The sequence below is a fragment of the Microbacterium sp. LWH10-1.2 genome (assembly GCF_038397765.1).
GTDB classification, from domain to species: Bacteria; Actinomycetota; Actinomycetes; order Actinomycetales; family Microbacteriaceae; genus Microbacterium; species Microbacterium natoriense.
Genome location: NZ_CP151638.1, coordinates 532,053 through 547,417, shown reverse-complemented (window position 1 = coordinate 547,417; position 15,365 = coordinate 532,053). Strand labels below are relative to the sequence as shown.

Here is a 15,365-nt window from a genome sequence, read left to right as displayed (position 1 = left end):
GTCCTCGCTTCTGTCGCCCTCTGTTCGCTCTCGACCCCCGTTTCGGATTGGACGGAACTTTCTCCCATCCGATCGGCGAGGGGCTCCGAACAGATGTCGACGCCACGGACGGACCGTGGCCCAGTTCTGAAGGAGCTCGAGATGTTCAGCACCAAGAAGAAGGTCACCGCAGCAGTCACCCTCACGCTGGCGAGCGCATTCCTGCTCTCCGCCTGCACCATGGGCAGCACCCCGGCCGAGGAGACGACGAAGCCGTCGGCGCCGGAGTCCTCTGAGTCGTCGGCGCCCGAGACGATGGACCCGGCGGCGAACCTCGTCGGCCCCGGATGCGCGGCATACGCGGACGCGGTTCCGTCAGGAGCCGGATCCATCCAGGGGATGTCTCAGGACCCGGTGGCGGTCGCCGCATCCAACAACCCGATGCTGAAGACGCTCGTCGCCGCGGTGAGCGGTCAGCTCAACCCGGACGTGAACCTCGTCGACACACTCAACGGCAGCGAGTTCACCGTCTTCGCCCCGGTGGATGACGCGTTCGCGAAGATCGACGCGGCGACGATCGACGGACTCAAGACCGACAGTGCGACGCTGTCGTCGATCCTCACCTACCACGTGGTCCCCGGTCAGATCGAGCCGTCCGATATCGACGGCACGCACAAGACCGTCCAGGGCGCCGACCTCACCGTGACCGGCAGCGGAGACGACCTCATGGTCAACGACGCGAAGGTCATCTGCGGCGGCGTGCAGACCGCGAACGCCACGGTGTACCTGATCGACTCCGTGCTGATGCCCCCGGCCCAGTAAGGCGCGGGACGCCGAGCGGGGGTTCTCGGCGCCTCTCGTCCCTCGGGGGAGGACGACGAGAGGAAAGAAGGGCCGCCGGTGCGGGGAGTCGCCGGCGGCCCTTTTCGCGCACACTAGACTGAGAGGACACGGGCCTCTAGCTCAGTTGGCAGAGCATCGGACTTTTAATCCGCGGGTCGTGGGTTCGAGCCCCACGGGGCCCACCGTGAACCTGTGCGCGAAGCGACGGGCGACTAGTCTCCTCCGCGGGCGCGATGGCGGCGCACGGCGGCGCGGTTCGCGCATCGCACCGAGCAGAATCGCTGGCGCCCGTTGCGGGTCACGTCGACCACGACGTTCGTGCAGGGCTCGGCCTCGCAGCGGAGCAGACGCGTCATGCCCCGGGTCGACAGGTGAAGGGCCGTGCCCACGGAGATCACCGCCCTCAGGACGAACGCGAGCCGCTGGCCGTCGTCTCGGTAGTGCAGGTGCCAGCCCTCGTCGTGATGATCCGTGAGCCGCGGATAGGCGGCCGCCGTCGCCATCTGCGCGTTCAGCAGCTCGGCTCGTGACCGGCCGGGCTCGGCGTCGACGACGCGCAGCCACTCGTCGATCACCCCGCGGGTCAGCTCGTGGTCGTCGGGTTCGTCGGGGAAGTCCATCGTCATCCCGAACTCCCGCGTGCGCGCCTCGATTCCGGTGCGGTCGGCCGGCCAGTCGTTGGCGAGGGATGCCGCCAGCAGGACTGCGTACTCACCGTAAGGGTTGAGATGCATAAGGCCATTACATCACGCTGGATGCATGACCTCCCTGCACACACTTCCGATCCCCCGCCAGACCGCCCCCGTTCACGAGCACGCCTGGCTCGTCGACTCGCGGCATCCGACCAGCGAGGGCCTCGTGCTCTACGTCCGCTGCGACGGGTGCGGCGTCCGTCGCGTCGACGTGCAGGCGCATCCGCAGACGCCGCCGGTCGCGCTCAGTCGCGCTCTCAGGCCGTGAGCTCGGCGAGCATACGCACGGTGCGGAGGTTCCGCGCCGTGCCGGCCACCCCGAGCGCACGGTCGAGGACGGCCTTGGTGAGCTTGGTGTTCTGCACACCGCCCTCGTCGTAGTCGATCCAGAGGTCCCGGCCGATCAGCGCGATCCGCTCCCCCGCGACGAGCCGCTCCGTCAGAGCGTCGACGGCGCCCTCGGCCGGCTCCGACTCCAGGAACATCGCGTGCAGCATCTTGTCCTGCGCCGCATCCGGAAACGGGTTCTCCGCGAGCGCGGCCTCGAGCTCGGCGTGACTACGGGCGATCACCGGAGTGTCGACCCCGAACGCCTCCGCGATCAGCGCCCGCACCTCCGCACACGCCGCACCGAGGTCGCCGGGTGCGTCGCACAGGATGTTACCGCTCGCGATGTACGTGGAGACGTTCGTCAGAGCCGTTCGCGCGCCCAGCAGCTCACGAAGCTCGGCCATGGGCACCCTGTTGCGCCCGCTGACGTTCACCGCGCGCAGGAGCAGTGCGCAACGCTCCGCGGTCACGCCTCCGCGCTCTCGATGAGCACGGCGCCGGCGTGCGCGAGCTCGGCGAGAGCTGCGGCACTGGGCTCCGGAGCGACCCCTGCGACGAGATCGGTGAGGATCCGCACCTGGACGCCGTGTGCGATCGCGTCCAGGGCCGACGCGCGCACGCAGTGGTCCGTGGCGATGCCCACGACGTCCGCACTCAGCACGCCGAACTCCGTCAGCACCGCGGACACCGTCTCACCGGCATCCGTCGTCCCTTCGAACATCGAGTACGCGGGCCGCCCCTGCCCCTTCCGGACGTGATGCGTGACGGCATCCGTCGTCAGCAGCGGGTCGTAGGCCGCACCGTCGGTGTCGGCGACGCAGTGCACCGGCCACGTGTCGACGAAGTCGGGCTGATCGGAGAAGTGCCCGCCGTTGTCGCCCTCGGCGTCGTGCCAGTCGCGCGACGCGACGATGACACGGTAGTCGGCGGCGTGCTCGGTCAGGAACGCGGAGATCGCGGATGCCACGGCATCCCCGCCCTCGACGGCCAGCGCACCGCCCTCGGTGAAGTCGTTCTGCACATCGACGATGAGAAGCGCTCTGCTCATGATTCCGAGGGTACGCGCTCGGGAAACCAAAAGGCCCCGTGATCTTCATCACGGGGCCTGCTGGAGCCGCTTGTCAGAATCGAACTGACGACCTTTTCATTACGAGTGAAATGCTCTGCCGACTGAGCTAAAGCGGCGCGGTCTCCGATATTACCTGTTTCGGAGCGCGCTCGCGAATCGAGCCGGCATCACTCGCAGCGCAGGCCGTTCTCGGGCACCGTGTCGTCCAGGAAGAAGGCCTCGACGGCCTTGTCCACGCACGTGTTGCCCTTGTTGTAGCCGGTGTGACCCTCCCCGACGCGGGTGATCAGCACGCCCTCGTCGAGCTGCTTCGCGAGCGACTCCGACCACTCGTACGGCGTCGCCGGGTCGTTGGTGGTGCCGACGACGAGGATCGGCCCCGCACCCTTGGCGTGGATCTCCCCACGCGTGCCGGTCGGCGGGTACGGCCAGACCGAACAGGAGTCGGGGCCGTCCCAGTACTTGGCGATGGTCGGCGCGCCCTCGGCGATCTTCGCCGTCGACGCGGCCTCGGCCGCGGGGTCGTCCTCCACCGGATAGTCCATGCAGTTGTACGCGCGGAACGCCTCGCTGGAGTTGTCGGCGTATGTGCCGTTCTCACGGCCGTTGTAGAAGTCCGCGAGCTGGAACGCGATCGACGGGTCGCCCTGCAGCGCTCCGCTCAGCGCATCAGTGAGGTAGCTCCAGCTGTCTTCCGAGTACAGCGCAGCGATGATTCCCGTCATCAGCGCATCCGCACCCATCCGCCGACCGTCGCCGTTCTTCAGCGGCGAGGCGTCGACGCTCGCGAGCAGCGCTCCGAGATCGGTCATGGCCTCATCGACCGAGCCGTTGAAGGGGCACTTCCCCGAGTCGAGGCAGCTCTTCATGTACGCACGCAGCGCGGACTCGAAGCCGATGGCCTGCGTCGCGCTCACCTCGAGTCCGGAGACGGCGGGGTCGATGGCCCCGTCGAGGACGAGTCGGCCGGCGCGCTCCGGGTACAGCTCGGCGTAGGTCGCGCCGAGGAACGTCCCGTAGGAGTAGCCGAGGTAGTTCAGCTTCTTGTCGCCGAGGACGCCGCGGATCAGGTCCATGTCGCGCGCCGCGTTGATGGTCGTGATGAACGGCAGGATGCCGTTGCTGTTCGCCTCGCACGCTTCGGCGAACTTCTTGTGGGCGGCGAGGAGCTCGGTCTCCCACTCGGCGGTTCCGCGGGGAGCCGCGGGGATGGAGTACAGGTAGTCGTCCATGCCCGCCGCGTCGAAGCAGGTCACCGCGGTCGACCGGCCGACGCCGCGCGGATCGAAGCCGATCACGTCGTAGTTCGTGATCAGGTCGGCGCCGACGGCGTAGTCGAGGCTGTTCTGGATGAGGTCGACACCGCTCGCGCCGGGACCGCCGGGGTTCGTGAGCAGCGAGCCCTTCGCCGTGCCCGACGCCTGGTGGCGGATCACCGACAGCGTGATCTCGCCGTCGCCGGGGTTCTCCCAGTCGAGCGGCGCCGTGACGTCGGTGCAGTCGAAGCCCGTGCCGCATTCGGTCCAGGTCAGGGTCTGCCCGTAAAAGCGCAGCAGGTTCTCGGCCACGCCCTCGGTGTCGGGAGCGTTGGTCGCCGACGGCTTCGACGACGCCTGCTCGGGGATCATCGAGTACAGGCAGCCGGACAGCATGACGGATGCCGCGGCGAGCCCAGCGACCACCATCGCGGCGCGTCGGAAACGGGAAGTCGGTCTGTTGTTCACGGTGTCCTCCCGCTCGTGACTGTCACGAGCAAGCTCTCCAGGGCGAGCAGCGGTGCGACGTTGCGCTCCAGCGACTGGCGTGTCTCGGCAAGGTGGTCAAGTACGACCAGAGTACGTGTCTCCGGCCAGGCATCCGCGAGCGCGCTCAGCTCGGCGCGCAGCTCGCGGTTGATGAGGTCGTCGCCGCGACCGAACTGCAGCATCACGACATCGCGGAACATCGACTGCAGATCGGTGAGCACACGGTCGATGCCGTCGCGCAGGCTGCGCGTCGCCCTCTTCTTCTGATCGTCTTCGAGCGCGGACAGCTGCGAGCGCAGCGCCGGCGGCACGGCCTGCCCCTCGGCGATGCCCACGGTACGCAGCAGTGAGGCGCGCTCCGCGGCGTCGCGCTCGGCCGTGAGGGTCTTCGCGTCTTCCGTGGCCGCCTGGATGATGCGCCCGGCGACCTCCACGGCGTCGCCGACCCCGCGGACGCCGAGCACCGAGCGCAGCGTCTCGTCGCGACGACGTCGAGCGGCGTCGTCTGTGGCGAGGCGCTGAGCCATGCCGATGTGACGCTGCGCGTGACGGGCGGACTGCTCGGCGACGGCCGCGTCGGCGCCCGTGCGCAGACTGATCAGCCGTGCGACGTCGGCGACGTCGGGCTCCCGCAGTCGCAGCGAGCGGACCCGCGATCGGATCGTCGGCAGCAGATCGGCCTCGCTCGGAGCGCACAGGATCCACACGGTCTGCTCCGGCGGCTCTTCGAGGGCCTTCAGCAGCACGTTCGAGGTGCGCTCGACCATGCGATCGGCATCCTCGACGACGATCACGCGGTACCGCCCGGCCGAGGGCGCGAAGTAGGAGCGCTCGACGAGTGCGCGCGCCTCGGCGATGGTGATGATGACCTTGTCGGTGCGCAGGGCGGTCACGTCGGGATGGGTGCCCGCCAGCACCTGCCGCATGGACGACTCGTCTTCGGGGGTGTCGGCCACGAGCGCCGCGGCGAACGCGTGGGCGAGGGTGGACCTCCCCGAACCCGGGGGGCCCGTGATCAGCCACGCGTGCGACAGCGCAGCAGGGTCGGATGCGGCGCCACGGAGCGTCTCGACGGCGGCATCCTGCCCCCACACATCGCCCCACGGGAACTCGGCGGCGACGGTCTGGGGCATGTACTCAGCGTAACCTGCGGCGCCGACACCGACTCCCTGGAGGCAGGCCTCAGCCGAGGAGCGACTCCACGCGGACGCGGATCGCCGCGGCGATCTCGTCAGCGGATGCCGCGGCGTCGAGCACCAGGAACCGCTCGGGCTCGGCGTCGGCCAGGCGGAGGTACGCGTCGCGCACGCGGGAGTGGAACTCGGTCTTCTCCGCCTCGAGCCGGTCGAACGGCTTGTCGTCCGAGTCGAGCCGCTCTCGCGCGGCCTCCGGATCGAGGTCGAGCAGCACGGTCAGATCGGGAAGCGCCCCCTCGGTGGCCCACAGGGACAGCTCGCGGATCTCGTCGCCGTCCAGCACGCGCCCTGCACCCTGATACGCGACGGACGAGTCGAGGTAGCGGTCCTGCAGGACGACCTCTCCGCGGTCGAGCGCCGGGCGCACGACCGTCGCGACATGATGTGCCCGATCCGCGGCGTACAGCAGCGCTTCGGCCCGAGGGGCGATGTCTCCGCGGTGGTGCAGCACGATGTTGCGGATCAGCTCGCCCACCTCGGAGCCGCCGGGCTCCCTGGTGCGACGCACCGCATGCCCGGCATCCGTCAGCCAACCCGCGAGCAGGTTCGCCTGCGTGGTCTTGCCCGAGCCGTCTCCGCCTTCGAGAGTGATCCAGACCCCGCGACCTGCGGTCACGAGCCCGCCTTCTTCGCGGCGTTGGCGGCGCGCGTCGCCGCGGCCTTCTTCGCCGCAGCCGAGCGAGCGGCCGCCTTCTCGGCATCCGTCGGCGCCTTCTTGGCCGCCGCCTTCTTCGCTGGCGCCTTCTTGGCGGGGGCCTTCTTCGCCGGGGCCTTCTTCGCCGCAGCGCCGCGCTTCGGGGCCGGACCCTTCGCACGCTTGTCGGCGAGCATCTGGACGGCGATCTCGAACGTGATGTCCTCGACCTTCTGTCCGCGCGGGATCGTGACGTTCGTCTCCCCGTCGGTGACGTAGGCCCCGAAGCGTCCGTCGCGGATGCGGATCGGCTTGCCGCTGACGGGGTCGGCGTCGAACTCTGCGAGCGCGCTCGATGCACGACGCGCGCCGGCGCCGTACTTCGGCTGCGCGTAGATCGCGAGCGCCTGGTCCAGCGTGACGTCGAAGATCTGCGATTCGCTCTCGAGGGAGCGCGAATCGGCGCCCTTCTTGAGGTAGGGACCGTACCGGCCGTTCTGCGCAGTGATCTCGTCGCCGGACTCGGGGTCGACGCCGACGACGCGCGGCAGGCTCAGCAGCTGGAGTGCGGTGTCGAGATCGATCGTGTCCACGGACATCGAGCGGAACAGCGAGCCGGTGCGCGGCTTGGGGGCCGTGTCCTTCTTGGCGCTCTTGCCGCGGGTGGGCTTCGGCGCCTCGACGACCTCGCCGGTCGACGCGTCGACTCCGGCATCGTCGGACACCGGGTCGTTCTCCTGGACGTAGGGGCCGAATCGTCCGTCCTTGACGACGATGATCTTGCCGTTCTCCGGGTTCTCGCCGAGCACGCGGTCGCCGGCGACGGGGGCCTCGATGAGCTCCTGGGCCTTGGCCGCGGTGAGCTCGTCCGGCGCCAGATCCTCCGGGACGTTCACGATTCGCGGCTTCTCGTCGGGCGCCTCCGGGTTCGCGACCTCGAGGTAGGGGCCGTACTTCCCGAAGCGCAGGGTCGCCGTGTCCGTGATGCGCGTGGAGTTGAGTGCGCGCGCATCGATCTCGCCGAGGTTGTCGACGACCTGACGCAGGCCCACCTGCGACTCCGTGCCGAAGTAGAAGGACTTCAGCCACTCGACGCGCTTCTGCTCGCCCCTGGCGATCGCGTCGAGGTCGTCTTCCAGAGCCGCGGTGAAGTCGTAGTCGATGAGGTCGGCGAAGTGCTCCTCGAGCAGACGCACGACGCTGAACGCGAGCCAGGTCGGAACGAGAGCCTGTCCGCGCTTGGTCGCGTAGCCGCGATCGATCACGGTGCCGATGATGCTGGCGAACGTGGACGGACGACCGATGCCGTGCTCCTCCAGCGCCTTGACCAGCGACGCCTCGGTGTAGCGCGGCTTCGGGGTGGTGCGGTGGCCCTTGGCCTCGGCGTCCGTCATCCGCAGCTCATCGCCGACGGCGACCGCCGGCAGGGACTGGTCGTCGGCCGCGTCGCTGTCGCTGCGCTTCTCGTCGCGCCCCTCCTCGTACGCCTCCAGGAAGCCCTTGAAGGTGTAGACAGTGCCGGATGCCGTGAACTCGGCCTTCTGCCCTGCGGCGTCGACGGCGATCGTGACGGTCGTGGTCTCGTACTTCGCGTCGGACATCTGGCTGGCGACGGTGCGCTTCCAGATGAGGTCGTAGAGGCGCTGCTCTTCACGGTCGAGCTGCGAGGAGACCGAGGCCGGAGTGCGGAAGGTCTCGCCCGATGGGCGGATCGCCTCGTGCGCCTCCTGGGCGTTCTTGCTCTTGGACTTGTAGACGCGCGGCTTGAGCGGCACGGCCGCGTCGCCGTAGAGCGAGACCGCCTGGTTCCGCGCCGCCTGCACCGCCTGGGTGCTCAGCGCCGTGGAGTCGGTGCGCATATAGGTGATGAAGCCCTTCTCGTAGAGGCGCTGCGCGACGCTCATCGCCTGCTTCGCGCTCATGGAGAGCTTGCGTCCGGCCTCCTGCTGCATCGTGGAGGTGGTGAACGGGGCATAGGGGCTGCGCGTTCCGGGCTTCGCCTCGACCTTGGTCACCGTGCCGGCGCCGGCGGCGTCCACGGCGAGCGCGAGAGCCGCGGCCTTCTTCTCGTCGAGGACGACGACGGCCTTCTTCAGCTTTCCGAGGTCGTCGAAGTCGGTGCCGCGGGCGAGCTGGCCGCCGTCGACGCGCACCAACCGCACCTTGAAGGCGGATGCCGAGGACGCGAGAGCCTCGACGTCCCAGTAGTCCGCCGACACGAACGCCATGCGCTCGCGCTCACGGTCGACGATCATGCGGGTCGCGGCGGACTGCACGCGTCCGGCGGAGAGGCCGGTCTTCACCTTGTACCAGAGCACGGGCGAGACGTCCCACCCGTAGAGGCGGTCGAGGATCCGGCGGGTCTCCTGCGCGTCGACGAGGTCGATGTCGAGCTCACGGGTGTTGCCGACGGCCGCCTGGATCGCGTCCTTGGTGATCTCATGGAACACCATGCGCTTGACGGGCACCTTCGGCTTCAGCGTCTCGAGCAGGTGCCAGGCGATCGCCTCGCCTTCGCGGTCTTCATCGGTGGCGAGCAGGAGCTCGTCCGCCGTCTTCAGAGCTCGCTTGAGTTCGGCGACCGTCTTGGTCTTGCGGTCGGACACCACGTAGTAGGGGTCGAAGTCGTTGTCGACGTCGATCGAGTACTTCCCGTACGCCTGCTTGTCGGCGGCCGGGATGTCCTTCTTGTCCGCGAGATCGCGGATGTGGCCGACGGAGCTGAGCACCTCGTAGCCGTCGCCGAGGTATCCCTGAATCGACCGCATCTTCGTCGGGGACTCGACGATGACGAGCTTCTTGCCTTCAGCCAAGGGTGCGTCCTTTCTTCGAAGCACACCATACACACCGCTGCGATGGGTTCGTCGCAGTGGTTCGTGTACGTTCCGCCGTCAACTCCCCTCGGGTGGCCCTGCTCGGGCTCGGGAGACGGCAGCGAGTCCAGCGTACGCCGCCTCGACCTGGACGGTCGCCACGAGCCCCTCCAGGATGCACGCGGTGAGCTCCGTGTCGGAGGCCGCCGCGACGCGTGCGGCGAGGGCGCAGGGCTCCTCCGACGCCGCGACGGCGCCGGAGGCTGCATCCGCAGCCGCGAGCGCCGCCGCGTCGGCTGCACCGGCCGCGCGCTGCGCCGTCACGGCCGCCCCGCCGACGGCGGCGAGCCCGAGAGACAGCCCGGCCGTGACGACGAGGACGCCGGCAGCCAGGGCCGAACCCGCCATCAGAGGCCGCCGCTCAGGGCACAGCTCGACGCGCGCATCGGCAGTGTGAGGACGCCGCCGATCGCGACGTCGACGCTCGCGGTGACGCAGACCAGTCCGCCGTCGTCGCGGCTGGCGACCCCCGCACCGGGAACAGCAGCGGTCACCGCCCCGGCCGCGGCTTCGGCTCCCTCTCCGCGGCCGAGGAGTCGTGCGGCGTCGGCCGCGGCATCCTGCAGCGACACCTGGCGCGCGGCGGCGCTCAGGGCTCCCGCACCGAGCAGGATCGTGAGGACGACCGCGGGCAGAGCGAGGGCGAGTTCGGCGGCGACGGATCCGCGATCGCAGCCGGCGCCGAGGCGACGAGTCATCACGACACCGTCAACGACCGGCGCACCATGTCGGTGAGGATGCCGCGCACCTCGTCGGAGCGCAGGACGAAGATGAGTGCGCCCGCGAACGCGACGGCGGCCATCGTCGTGATGACGTACTCGGCGGTGGCGGCCCCGGTGTCGTCGCCGAACAGCTGCGCGGCGCGGCGACGGGTGAGAGGAGGGATGGTGGTCATGGTGTTCCTTTCTTTCTGTGTGGTCCCTGTCGTTCACAGGGACAGCGACGTCGTCGTGAGCACGCTCAGCAGCAGCGGCGCCACGCCGAGGAGCATGAAGGCGGGCAGAGAGCACACGCCCAGTGGGATCAGCAGCCTGGTGGACAGAGCCGCGGCGCGCAGCCGACCGGCGATCCGCGCCTGGTGACGATCCTGGGCGGCCGACGCCCGCAGCAGCTCGCCGGCCGGGACACCGGCGGCGCGCGACAGCGCGAGCACCGTGTCGATGCGGTCGCGACCGCCGTGGCGCGAGGCGGGACTCTCGGACACCAGCTTCAGTGCGCGCTCGACCGAGGCCCCGCCTGCCAGCGCCACTGCGACGAGTTCAGCCTCCATGCCCGGCGTCCCGGGTGCCGGCTTCGCCCGCTCGAGGAGCCGTTTCGTCCACGTGCGCGCGGCGAACATCAGCAGCAGACCAGCCGCGACGCACGCCGCGCCGATCGGAGTGCCGACGATCACGCCCACAGTGTCGAAGCCGAGGGCGAATCCGAGCAGGAGACCGGCCAGCGGCATGAGGAGCAGCAGCCTCGCGGTGCCGGCGGGCTCGGCGAGCGCGATCCGCACGTCGTCGGCGGCCGATGCCGCGTCGCGCAGCGTTTCCGCGATCATCCGCAGCACCTCGGCCAGCGGCGCCCCCACGGTCGTCGCGATCTCCCAGGCGGCGGCGAGATCCAGCCACGCCCCTCCCTCCGCCTCGATCGCCGCGACGAGCGGAGTGCCCTCATCCGTTCTCGCCACCACGGCGGCCGCATGCGCGTCGCCCGTCTCCGCCAAGTGCCTCCAGGCGACGAGCGGAACCGCTCCGGCCTGGAGCAGCACCGCGAGAGTCTGCACGGAGGTCGCGGCATCCGCCCCTGCGTCGACGGGGCGCCTGCGCCGCAGCCTCACCACGGGATGACCTCTTCGATGTCGAGACGATCATCTTTCATGATGAATCTCCCCGTCTGCGCGATGCGCCTGGCACCGCCCGGCGCCCTCGCCAGATGCAGGACGACCGTGAACGCGCTGACCGTCTGCCTCGCCAGGGCTGTGGCGTCCATCCCGGCGAGGGCGCCCAGCGCCTCCAATCGCGCGGGCACATCGCTCAGCCCGCTGGCGTGCAGGGTTCCCGCTCCGCCGTCGTGCCCGGTGTTCAGAGCGGTGAGCAGCTCGCGCACCTCTTCGCCGCGGCACTCGCCGACCACGAGCCGGTCGGGGCGCATCCGCAGCGACTCCCGCACGAGCCTGGCGAGGCTGATACCGCCCGCCCCCTCGAGATTGGCCTGTCGCGCCTCGAGGGCGACGTGGTGAGGATGCCGAGGGCGGAGCTCCGCGACGTCTTCGATCGTCACGATCCGCTCCGTCTCCGGCACGGCGGCGAGCAGCGCGGACAGCAGCGTGGTCTTTCCGGTGCCGGTGCCTCCGGTGATGAGGATGTTGGCTCGTTCGTGGACGAGCCGCAGCAGCCACGCCTGCAGCCTGGCGTCGAAGGCGCCGAGCGCCGCGAGGGCGTCGAGATCGGCCGCACGCACACGAGGGATGCGGATCGACAGCGCCGTGCCCGACGTCGAGACGGGGGCGAGCACCGCATGGACGCGGATGCCGGAGTCGAGGCGCACGTCGACGCAGGGCGCCTGGTCGTCGAGGTGCCTGCCCCCGAGCCCCACGAGCCCGACGGCGAGATCGCGGACCTCGCGTTCGGAGGCCGCCCATCCTGGTGCGGCCTCCGCTCCCCGTCCGCGATCGACGAAGAGGCCGGACGCGCCGTTGACGAAGATGTCGGTGACCTCCTCGTCGACGCAGTACTCGACGAGCGGACCGAACCGCGGATCGACGACCAGCGGACCGGCAGGCGTGGACGCTGCGGCCGCACCGGACCGCTCGACGCCGCGTGGACGGATGATGAAGGGATCGCTCATGCCCCGACGCTAGGGCTGTCGTCGTGCTCGCAGATCGCCCGAGCGGCCGCATCCCCGGGAGCTGTGGACAACTGCTCCGAGCACGCATCGGTGCAGAGAAGACCACCTTGACGAGGGAGCGCTCCCAAACGAAGAAGGGCGGCACCTCGCGGGGGGAACGAGATGCCGCCCACGGCGGCACTCGATCGGGGGAATCTGGCACGCCAAGGCCGGAATGAGAATTCGGCTGTGGTCGAGTGTACGCAAGGCGACCGTCCTGACAAAACCAGGGCGAGTACCGACTTTCGGCAGTATGCGGTGCAGATGCGCGAGACTAGATTCTCGTTGACCTGAACGTGCCGCCCACCGCCTTGCCGTGCACGACAGCTTTGCCGCAAAGGAGCGCCTGCCGATGAGCAGCCAGATCGACCATCTTCTCGATGAGACCCGCCAGTTCCCGCCGTCCGAGGAGTTCGTGGCGCAGTCCATCTCCTCCCCCGCTCTGTACGAGAGCGCAGCGGCCGATCGCGAGGCGTTCTGGGCAGGACAATCGCGCGAGCTGCTGCACTGGCACACGCCGTTCACGCAGGTCCTGGACTGGTCGACGCCGCCGTTCGCGAAGTGGTTCGACGACGGCGAGCTCAACGTCGCCTACAACTGCCTCGACCGCCACGTGGAAGCGGGCAACGGAGACCGCGTCGCCCTGCACTGGGAGGGCGAGCCCGGCGACTCCCGGTCGATCACGTACGCGGAGCTGACCGACGAGGTCAAGCGCGTGGCGAACGTCCTGGAAGGGCTCGGCATCGGCCACGGCGACCGCGTCGCCATCTACCTCCCGATGATCCCCGAGGCGATCGCGGCGATGCTCGCGGTCGCCCGACTCGGCGCGATCCACTCCGTCATCTTCGGCGGCTTCAGCGCCGACAGCCTCCGCTCCCGCATCGACGACGCCGGAGCCAAGCTCGTCATCACCGCAGACGGCGGCTACCGCAAGGGCAAGGTCTCCGCCCTGAAGCCCGCCGTCGACCAGGCCCTCGCCGACCGCGGCGACGGTGAGCAGCAGACCGTCGAGCACGTGCTCGTCGTCAAGCGCGGCGGCAACGACGTCGACTGGAACGACGACCGCGACATCTGGTGGCACGACGTCGTGCCTGCGGCATCCGCAGAGCACGAGGCCCAGGCCTTCCCCGCGGAGAACCCGCTGTTCATCCTCTACACGTCGGGGACCACCGGCAAGCCGAAGGGAATCCTGCACACGTCGGGCGGCTACCTGACCCAGGTCGCCTACTCGCACAAGTACGTGTTCGACCTGCACCCCGAGACCGACGTCTTCTGGTGCACCGCCGACATCGGCTGGATCACCGGGCACAGCTACGTGGCGTACGGCCCCCTCGCGAACGGCGCGACCCAGGTGCTGTACGAGGGCACGCCGGATGCTCCGCACCCGGGTCGCTGGTGGGAGATCATCGAGAAGCACAAGGTCTCGATCTTCTACACGGCGCCGACCGCCATCCGCTCCTTCATGAAGATCGGCCGCGCGATCCCCGCGAAGTTCGACCTGTCGTCGCTGCGTCTGCTCGGCTCGGTGGGCGAGCCCATCAACCCCGAGGCGTGGATGTGGTACCGCGAGGTGATCGGCGCCGGAACGACCCCCATCGTCGACACCTGGTGGCAGACCGAGACCGGCGCGATCATGGTGTCCGCCCTGCCAGGGGTGACCGCGACCAAGCCCGGTTCCGCCCAGGTTCCCCTGCCCGGCATCACGATCGACGTGGTCGACGAGTCGGGCGTCGAAGTCGGCAACGGCAACGGCGGCCTGCTGGTCATCACCGAACCGTGGCCCAGCATGCTCCGCGGCATCTGGGGCGACCCCGAGCGCTACCGCGAGACGTACTGGGAGAAGTTCGAGGACGAGGGGTACTACTTCGCCGGCGACGGCGCCCGCCTCGACGACGACGGAGACCTGTGGCTGCTCGGCCGGGTGGACGACGTGATGAACGTGTCGGGTCACCGCCTCTCCACCGCAGAGATCGAGTCGTCCCTTGTGGCGCACGAGGCCACGGCGGAGGCCGCTGTCGTCGGCGCGTCGGACGAGACCACCGGCCAGGCCGTCGTCGCCTTCGTCATCATCAAGGAGAGCTACCTCGCCGCGCACGATCCTGCGGGTCTCGCCCAGCAGCTGCGGCTGTGGGTCGGCGAGCAGATCGGCGCGATCGCCCGCCCGCGCGACGTCTACATCGTCGGCGAACTCCCCAAGACGCGCTCGGGGAAGATCATGCGCCGCCTGCTGCGTGACGTCGCGGAGGGTCGCGAGGTCGGCGACACCACGACGCTGGCCGACACCGCGGTCATGAGCATCATCTCCGCGCAGGTGAAGTAAACCGAACGGAAAGAGAACGCCCCTCCTGAAAGCTCAGGAGGGGCGTTCTCGTTCTGTCAGGATGCCGGATGCCGTCAGGCGAGGATGAAGACGACCTCGACCTCGACGGGGCTGTCCAGGGGCAGCACCGGGACGCCCACCGCTGCACGCGCGTGGCGGCCGGCCTCGCCGAAGATCTCGCCCAGCACCTCGCTCGCGCCGTTGATGACGCCGGGCTGGCCGGTGAACTCCGGAGTGGAGGCGACGAAGCCGCCGAGCTTCAGCACGCCGGCGATGCGGTCGACGCCGCCCGCAGCATCCGCGGCGGCCGCGAGCGCGTTCAGCGCGCACGTGCGCGCATAGAGGTTCGCGTCTTCGGCGGTGACCTCGGCGCCGACCTTTCCGGTCGTCGGCAGCGCCCCGCCCGAGAAAGGCAGCTGACCCGAGGTGTAGACGAGACCCGCGTGCACCACGGCGGGGACGTACGACGCGACGGGCGCCGCGACGGCGGGGAGCTCGATGCCGAGCTCGGCGAGACGGGCGGAGACGGTCATGCCGCGCCTCCTTCGAACTGGCGGGCAGCCTCGGCCGCGGCGGCCAGACCGGCGTTCGCAGAGGCGTCCGCCGTCACCGGGCGCTTGAGGTAGGCGACGAGCCCTCCCTCAGGCCCCTGCACGACCTGCACGAGCTCCCAGCCCTGCTTGCCCCAGTTGTTCAGGATCGCCGCCGTGTTGTGGATCAGCAGCGGCGTGGTCAGGTACTCCCACGTGGTCATGGCACTCCTCGTTCTGACGGCATCCGTGCCGTATCGCGTCAAAGGCGGTATTCAGGGAA

Annotated in this window: 17 protein-coding genes and 2 tRNA genes; 4 read left to right on the top strand and 15 right to left on the bottom strand. The window is 69.6% G+C overall.

Annotation, left to right across the window (positions count from 1 at the left end; translation table 11 throughout):
• The first annotated feature begins 141 nt into the window (after positions 1 to 141).
• Positions 142 to 801, top strand: a complete 660-nt coding sequence (locus tag MRBLWH10_RS02550) for a fasciclin domain-containing protein (RefSeq protein WP_105674057.1) — start codon at positions 142 to 144, stop codon at positions 799 to 801.
• Between the two features lie 130 nt (positions 802 to 931).
• A tRNA-Lys gene (locus MRBLWH10_RS02545) sits at positions 932 to 1,004 on the top strand.
• A gap of 30 nt (positions 1,005 to 1,034) precedes the next feature.
• Here the strand turns inward: MRBLWH10_RS02545 and MRBLWH10_RS02540 are convergent.
• A complete protein-coding gene (locus tag MRBLWH10_RS02540) occupies positions 1,035 to 1,556 on the bottom strand; it encodes a CGNR zinc finger domain-containing protein (protein ID WP_341941526.1) in 522 nt (173 codons plus the stop codon).
• 25 nt (positions 1,557 to 1,581) lie between these two features.
• Here MRBLWH10_RS02540 and MRBLWH10_RS02535 point away from each other — a divergent pair, with 25 nt between their 5' ends.
• The gene (locus tag MRBLWH10_RS02535; RefSeq protein ID WP_105674063.1) at positions 1,582 to 1,782 is read left to right on the top strand and encodes a hypothetical protein; all 201 of its coding nucleotides are present in this window, start codon (positions 1,582 to 1,584) and stop codon (positions 1,780 to 1,782) included.
• Here the strand turns inward: MRBLWH10_RS02535 and MRBLWH10_RS02530 are convergent.
• The 12 genes from MRBLWH10_RS02530 to MRBLWH10_RS02475 all read right to left on the bottom strand — a co-directional run bounded on the left by MRBLWH10_RS02530 (position 1,772) and on the right by MRBLWH10_RS02475 (position 12,193).
• Positions 1,772 to 2,314, bottom strand: a complete 543-nt coding sequence (locus MRBLWH10_RS02530; RefSeq protein WP_341941525.1) for a DUF1697 domain-containing protein — start codon at positions 2,312 to 2,314, stop codon at positions 1,772 to 1,774. The two genes, MRBLWH10_RS02535 and MRBLWH10_RS02530, sit on opposite strands and share 11 nt — an antisense overlap.
• Positions 2,311 to 2,892 carry an isochorismatase family protein gene (locus tag MRBLWH10_RS02525; RefSeq protein ID WP_341941524.1) on the bottom strand — a complete coding sequence of 194 codons (582 nt, stop codon included), beginning with the start codon at positions 2,890 to 2,892 and terminating at the stop codon, positions 2,311 to 2,313. The genes MRBLWH10_RS02530 and MRBLWH10_RS02525 overlap by 4 nt, the downstream gene beginning before the upstream one ends.
• Positions 2,893 to 2,953: 61 nt before the next feature.
• Positions 2,954 to 3,029, bottom strand: a tRNA-Thr gene (locus MRBLWH10_RS02520).
• Between the two features lie 51 nt (positions 3,030 to 3,080).
• The gene (locus MRBLWH10_RS02515; protein ID WP_341942554.1) at positions 3,081 to 4,598 is read right to left on the bottom strand and encodes an alpha/beta hydrolase; all 1,518 of its coding nucleotides are present in this window, start codon (positions 4,596 to 4,598) and stop codon (positions 3,081 to 3,083) included.
• A gap of 35 nt (positions 4,599 to 4,633) precedes the next feature.
• On the bottom strand, positions 4,634 to 5,791 hold the full coding sequence (locus tag MRBLWH10_RS02510) for a DNA polymerase III subunit delta' (protein WP_341941523.1): 1,158 nt from the start codon (positions 5,789 to 5,791) through the stop codon (positions 4,634 to 4,636).
• 49 nt (positions 5,792 to 5,840) lie between these two features.
• Complete coding sequence (gene tmk, locus MRBLWH10_RS02505) at positions 5,841 to 6,470, bottom strand: dTMP kinase (RefSeq protein WP_341941522.1); 630 nt, start codon at positions 6,468 to 6,470, stop codon at positions 5,841 to 5,843.
• On the bottom strand, positions 6,467 to 9,301 hold the full coding sequence (topA, locus tag MRBLWH10_RS02500) for a type I DNA topoisomerase (RefSeq protein WP_341941521.1): 2,835 nt from the start codon (positions 9,299 to 9,301) through the stop codon (positions 6,467 to 6,469). Before topA ends, tmk begins: the two co-directional genes overlap by 4 nt.
• A gap of 78 nt (positions 9,302 to 9,379) precedes the next feature.
• A complete protein-coding gene (locus tag MRBLWH10_RS02495; protein WP_341941520.1) occupies positions 9,380 to 9,709 on the bottom strand; it encodes a helicase in 330 nt (109 codons plus the stop codon).
• On the bottom strand, positions 9,709 to 10,059 hold the full coding sequence (locus tag MRBLWH10_RS02490) for a TadE family type IV pilus minor pilin (protein ID WP_341941519.1): 351 nt from the start codon (positions 10,057 to 10,059) through the stop codon (positions 9,709 to 9,711). Before MRBLWH10_RS02490 ends, MRBLWH10_RS02495 begins: the two co-directional genes overlap by 1 nt.
• Positions 10,059 to 10,256, bottom strand: coding sequence for a DUF4244 domain-containing protein (locus MRBLWH10_RS02485; RefSeq protein ID WP_105674079.1), 198 nt, complete (start codon positions 10,254 to 10,256; stop codon positions 10,059 to 10,061). The genes MRBLWH10_RS02490 and MRBLWH10_RS02485 overlap by 1 nt, the downstream gene beginning before the upstream one ends.
• 33 nt (positions 10,257 to 10,289) lie before the next feature.
• Positions 10,290 to 11,186, bottom strand: a complete 897-nt coding sequence (locus MRBLWH10_RS02480; protein ID WP_341941518.1) for a type II secretion system F family protein — start codon at positions 11,184 to 11,186, stop codon at positions 10,290 to 10,292.
• Entirely contained in the window at positions 11,180 to 12,193 is a 1,014-nt protein-coding gene (locus MRBLWH10_RS02475; RefSeq protein ID WP_341941517.1) for a TadA family conjugal transfer-associated ATPase, read from the bottom strand. The genes MRBLWH10_RS02480 and MRBLWH10_RS02475 overlap by 7 nt, the downstream gene beginning before the upstream one ends.
• A 391-nt stretch (positions 12,194 to 12,584) precedes the next feature.
• Between MRBLWH10_RS02475 and acs the strand changes: the two genes are divergently transcribed.
• The gene (gene acs, locus MRBLWH10_RS02470; protein ID WP_341941516.1) at positions 12,585 to 14,552 is read left to right on the top strand and encodes an acetate--CoA ligase; all 1,968 of its coding nucleotides are present in this window, start codon (positions 12,585 to 12,587) and stop codon (positions 14,550 to 14,552) included.
• Positions 14,553 to 14,626: 74 nt separating this feature from the next.
• Here acs and MRBLWH10_RS02465 read toward each other — a convergent pair whose 3' ends face one another.
• Both MRBLWH10_RS02465 and MRBLWH10_RS02460 read right to left on the bottom strand, forming a co-directional pair.
• Positions 14,627 to 15,085 carry a RidA family protein gene (locus MRBLWH10_RS02465; RefSeq protein ID WP_341941515.1) on the bottom strand — a complete coding sequence of 153 codons (459 nt, stop codon included), beginning with the start codon at positions 15,083 to 15,085 and terminating at the stop codon, positions 14,627 to 14,629.
• Positions 15,082 to 15,306, bottom strand: coding sequence for a hypothetical protein (locus MRBLWH10_RS02460; protein WP_105674089.1), 225 nt, complete (start codon positions 15,304 to 15,306; stop codon positions 15,082 to 15,084). Before MRBLWH10_RS02460 ends, MRBLWH10_RS02465 begins: the two co-directional genes overlap by 4 nt.
• Between the last annotated feature and the right edge of the window lie 59 nt (positions 15,307 to 15,365).

What these genes read in the sequence shown, in the direction of transcription:
- MRBLWH10_RS02550 (WP_105674057.1), top strand. Translation starts at nt 142, where the DNA reads ATGTTCAGCACCAAGAAGAAGGTCACCGCAGCAGTCACCCTCACGCTG.
- MRBLWH10_RS02540 (WP_341941526.1), bottom strand. Translation starts at nt 1,556, where the DNA reads ATGCATCTCAACCCTTACGGTGAGTACGCAGTCCTGCTGGCGGCATCC.
- MRBLWH10_RS02535 (WP_105674063.1), top strand. Translation starts at nt 1,582, where the DNA reads ATGACCTCCCTGCACACACTTCCGATCCCCCGCCAGACCGCCCCCGTT.
- MRBLWH10_RS02525 (WP_341941524.1), bottom strand. Translation starts at nt 2,892, where the DNA reads ATGAGCAGAGCGCTTCTCATCGTCGATGTGCAGAACGACTTCACCGAG.
- MRBLWH10_RS02515 (WP_341942554.1), bottom strand. Translation starts at nt 4,598, where the DNA reads ATGGTGGTCGCTGGGCTCGCCGCGGCATCCGTCATGCTGTCCGGCTGC.
- MRBLWH10_RS02510 (WP_341941523.1), bottom strand. Translation starts at nt 5,791, where the DNA reads ATGCCCCAGACCGTCGCCGCCGAGTTCCCGTGGGGCGATGTGTGGGGG.
- MRBLWH10_RS02495 (WP_341941520.1), bottom strand. Translation starts at nt 9,709, where the DNA reads ATGGCGGGTTCGGCCCTGGCTGCCGGCGTCCTCGTCGTCACGGCCGGG.
- MRBLWH10_RS02490 (WP_341941519.1), bottom strand. Translation starts at nt 10,059, where the DNA reads ATGACTCGTCGCCTCGGCGCCGGCTGCGATCGCGGATCCGTCGCCGCC.
- MRBLWH10_RS02485 (WP_105674079.1), bottom strand. Translation starts at nt 10,256, where the DNA reads ATGACCACCATCCCTCCTCTCACCCGTCGCCGCGCCGCGCAGCTGTTC.
- MRBLWH10_RS02475 (WP_341941517.1), bottom strand. Translation starts at nt 12,193, where the DNA reads ATGAGCGATCCCTTCATCATCCGTCCACGCGGCGTCGAGCGGTCCGGT.
- acs (WP_341941516.1), top strand. Translation starts at nt 12,585, where the DNA reads ATGAGCAGCCAGATCGACCATCTTCTCGATGAGACCCGCCAGTTCCCG.
- MRBLWH10_RS02465 (WP_341941515.1), bottom strand. Translation starts at nt 15,085, where the DNA reads ATGACCGTCTCCGCCCGTCTCGCCGAGCTCGGCATCGAGCTCCCCGCC.
- MRBLWH10_RS02460 (WP_105674089.1), bottom strand. Translation starts at nt 15,306, where the DNA reads ATGACCACGTGGGAGTACCTGACCACGCCGCTGCTGATCCACAACACG.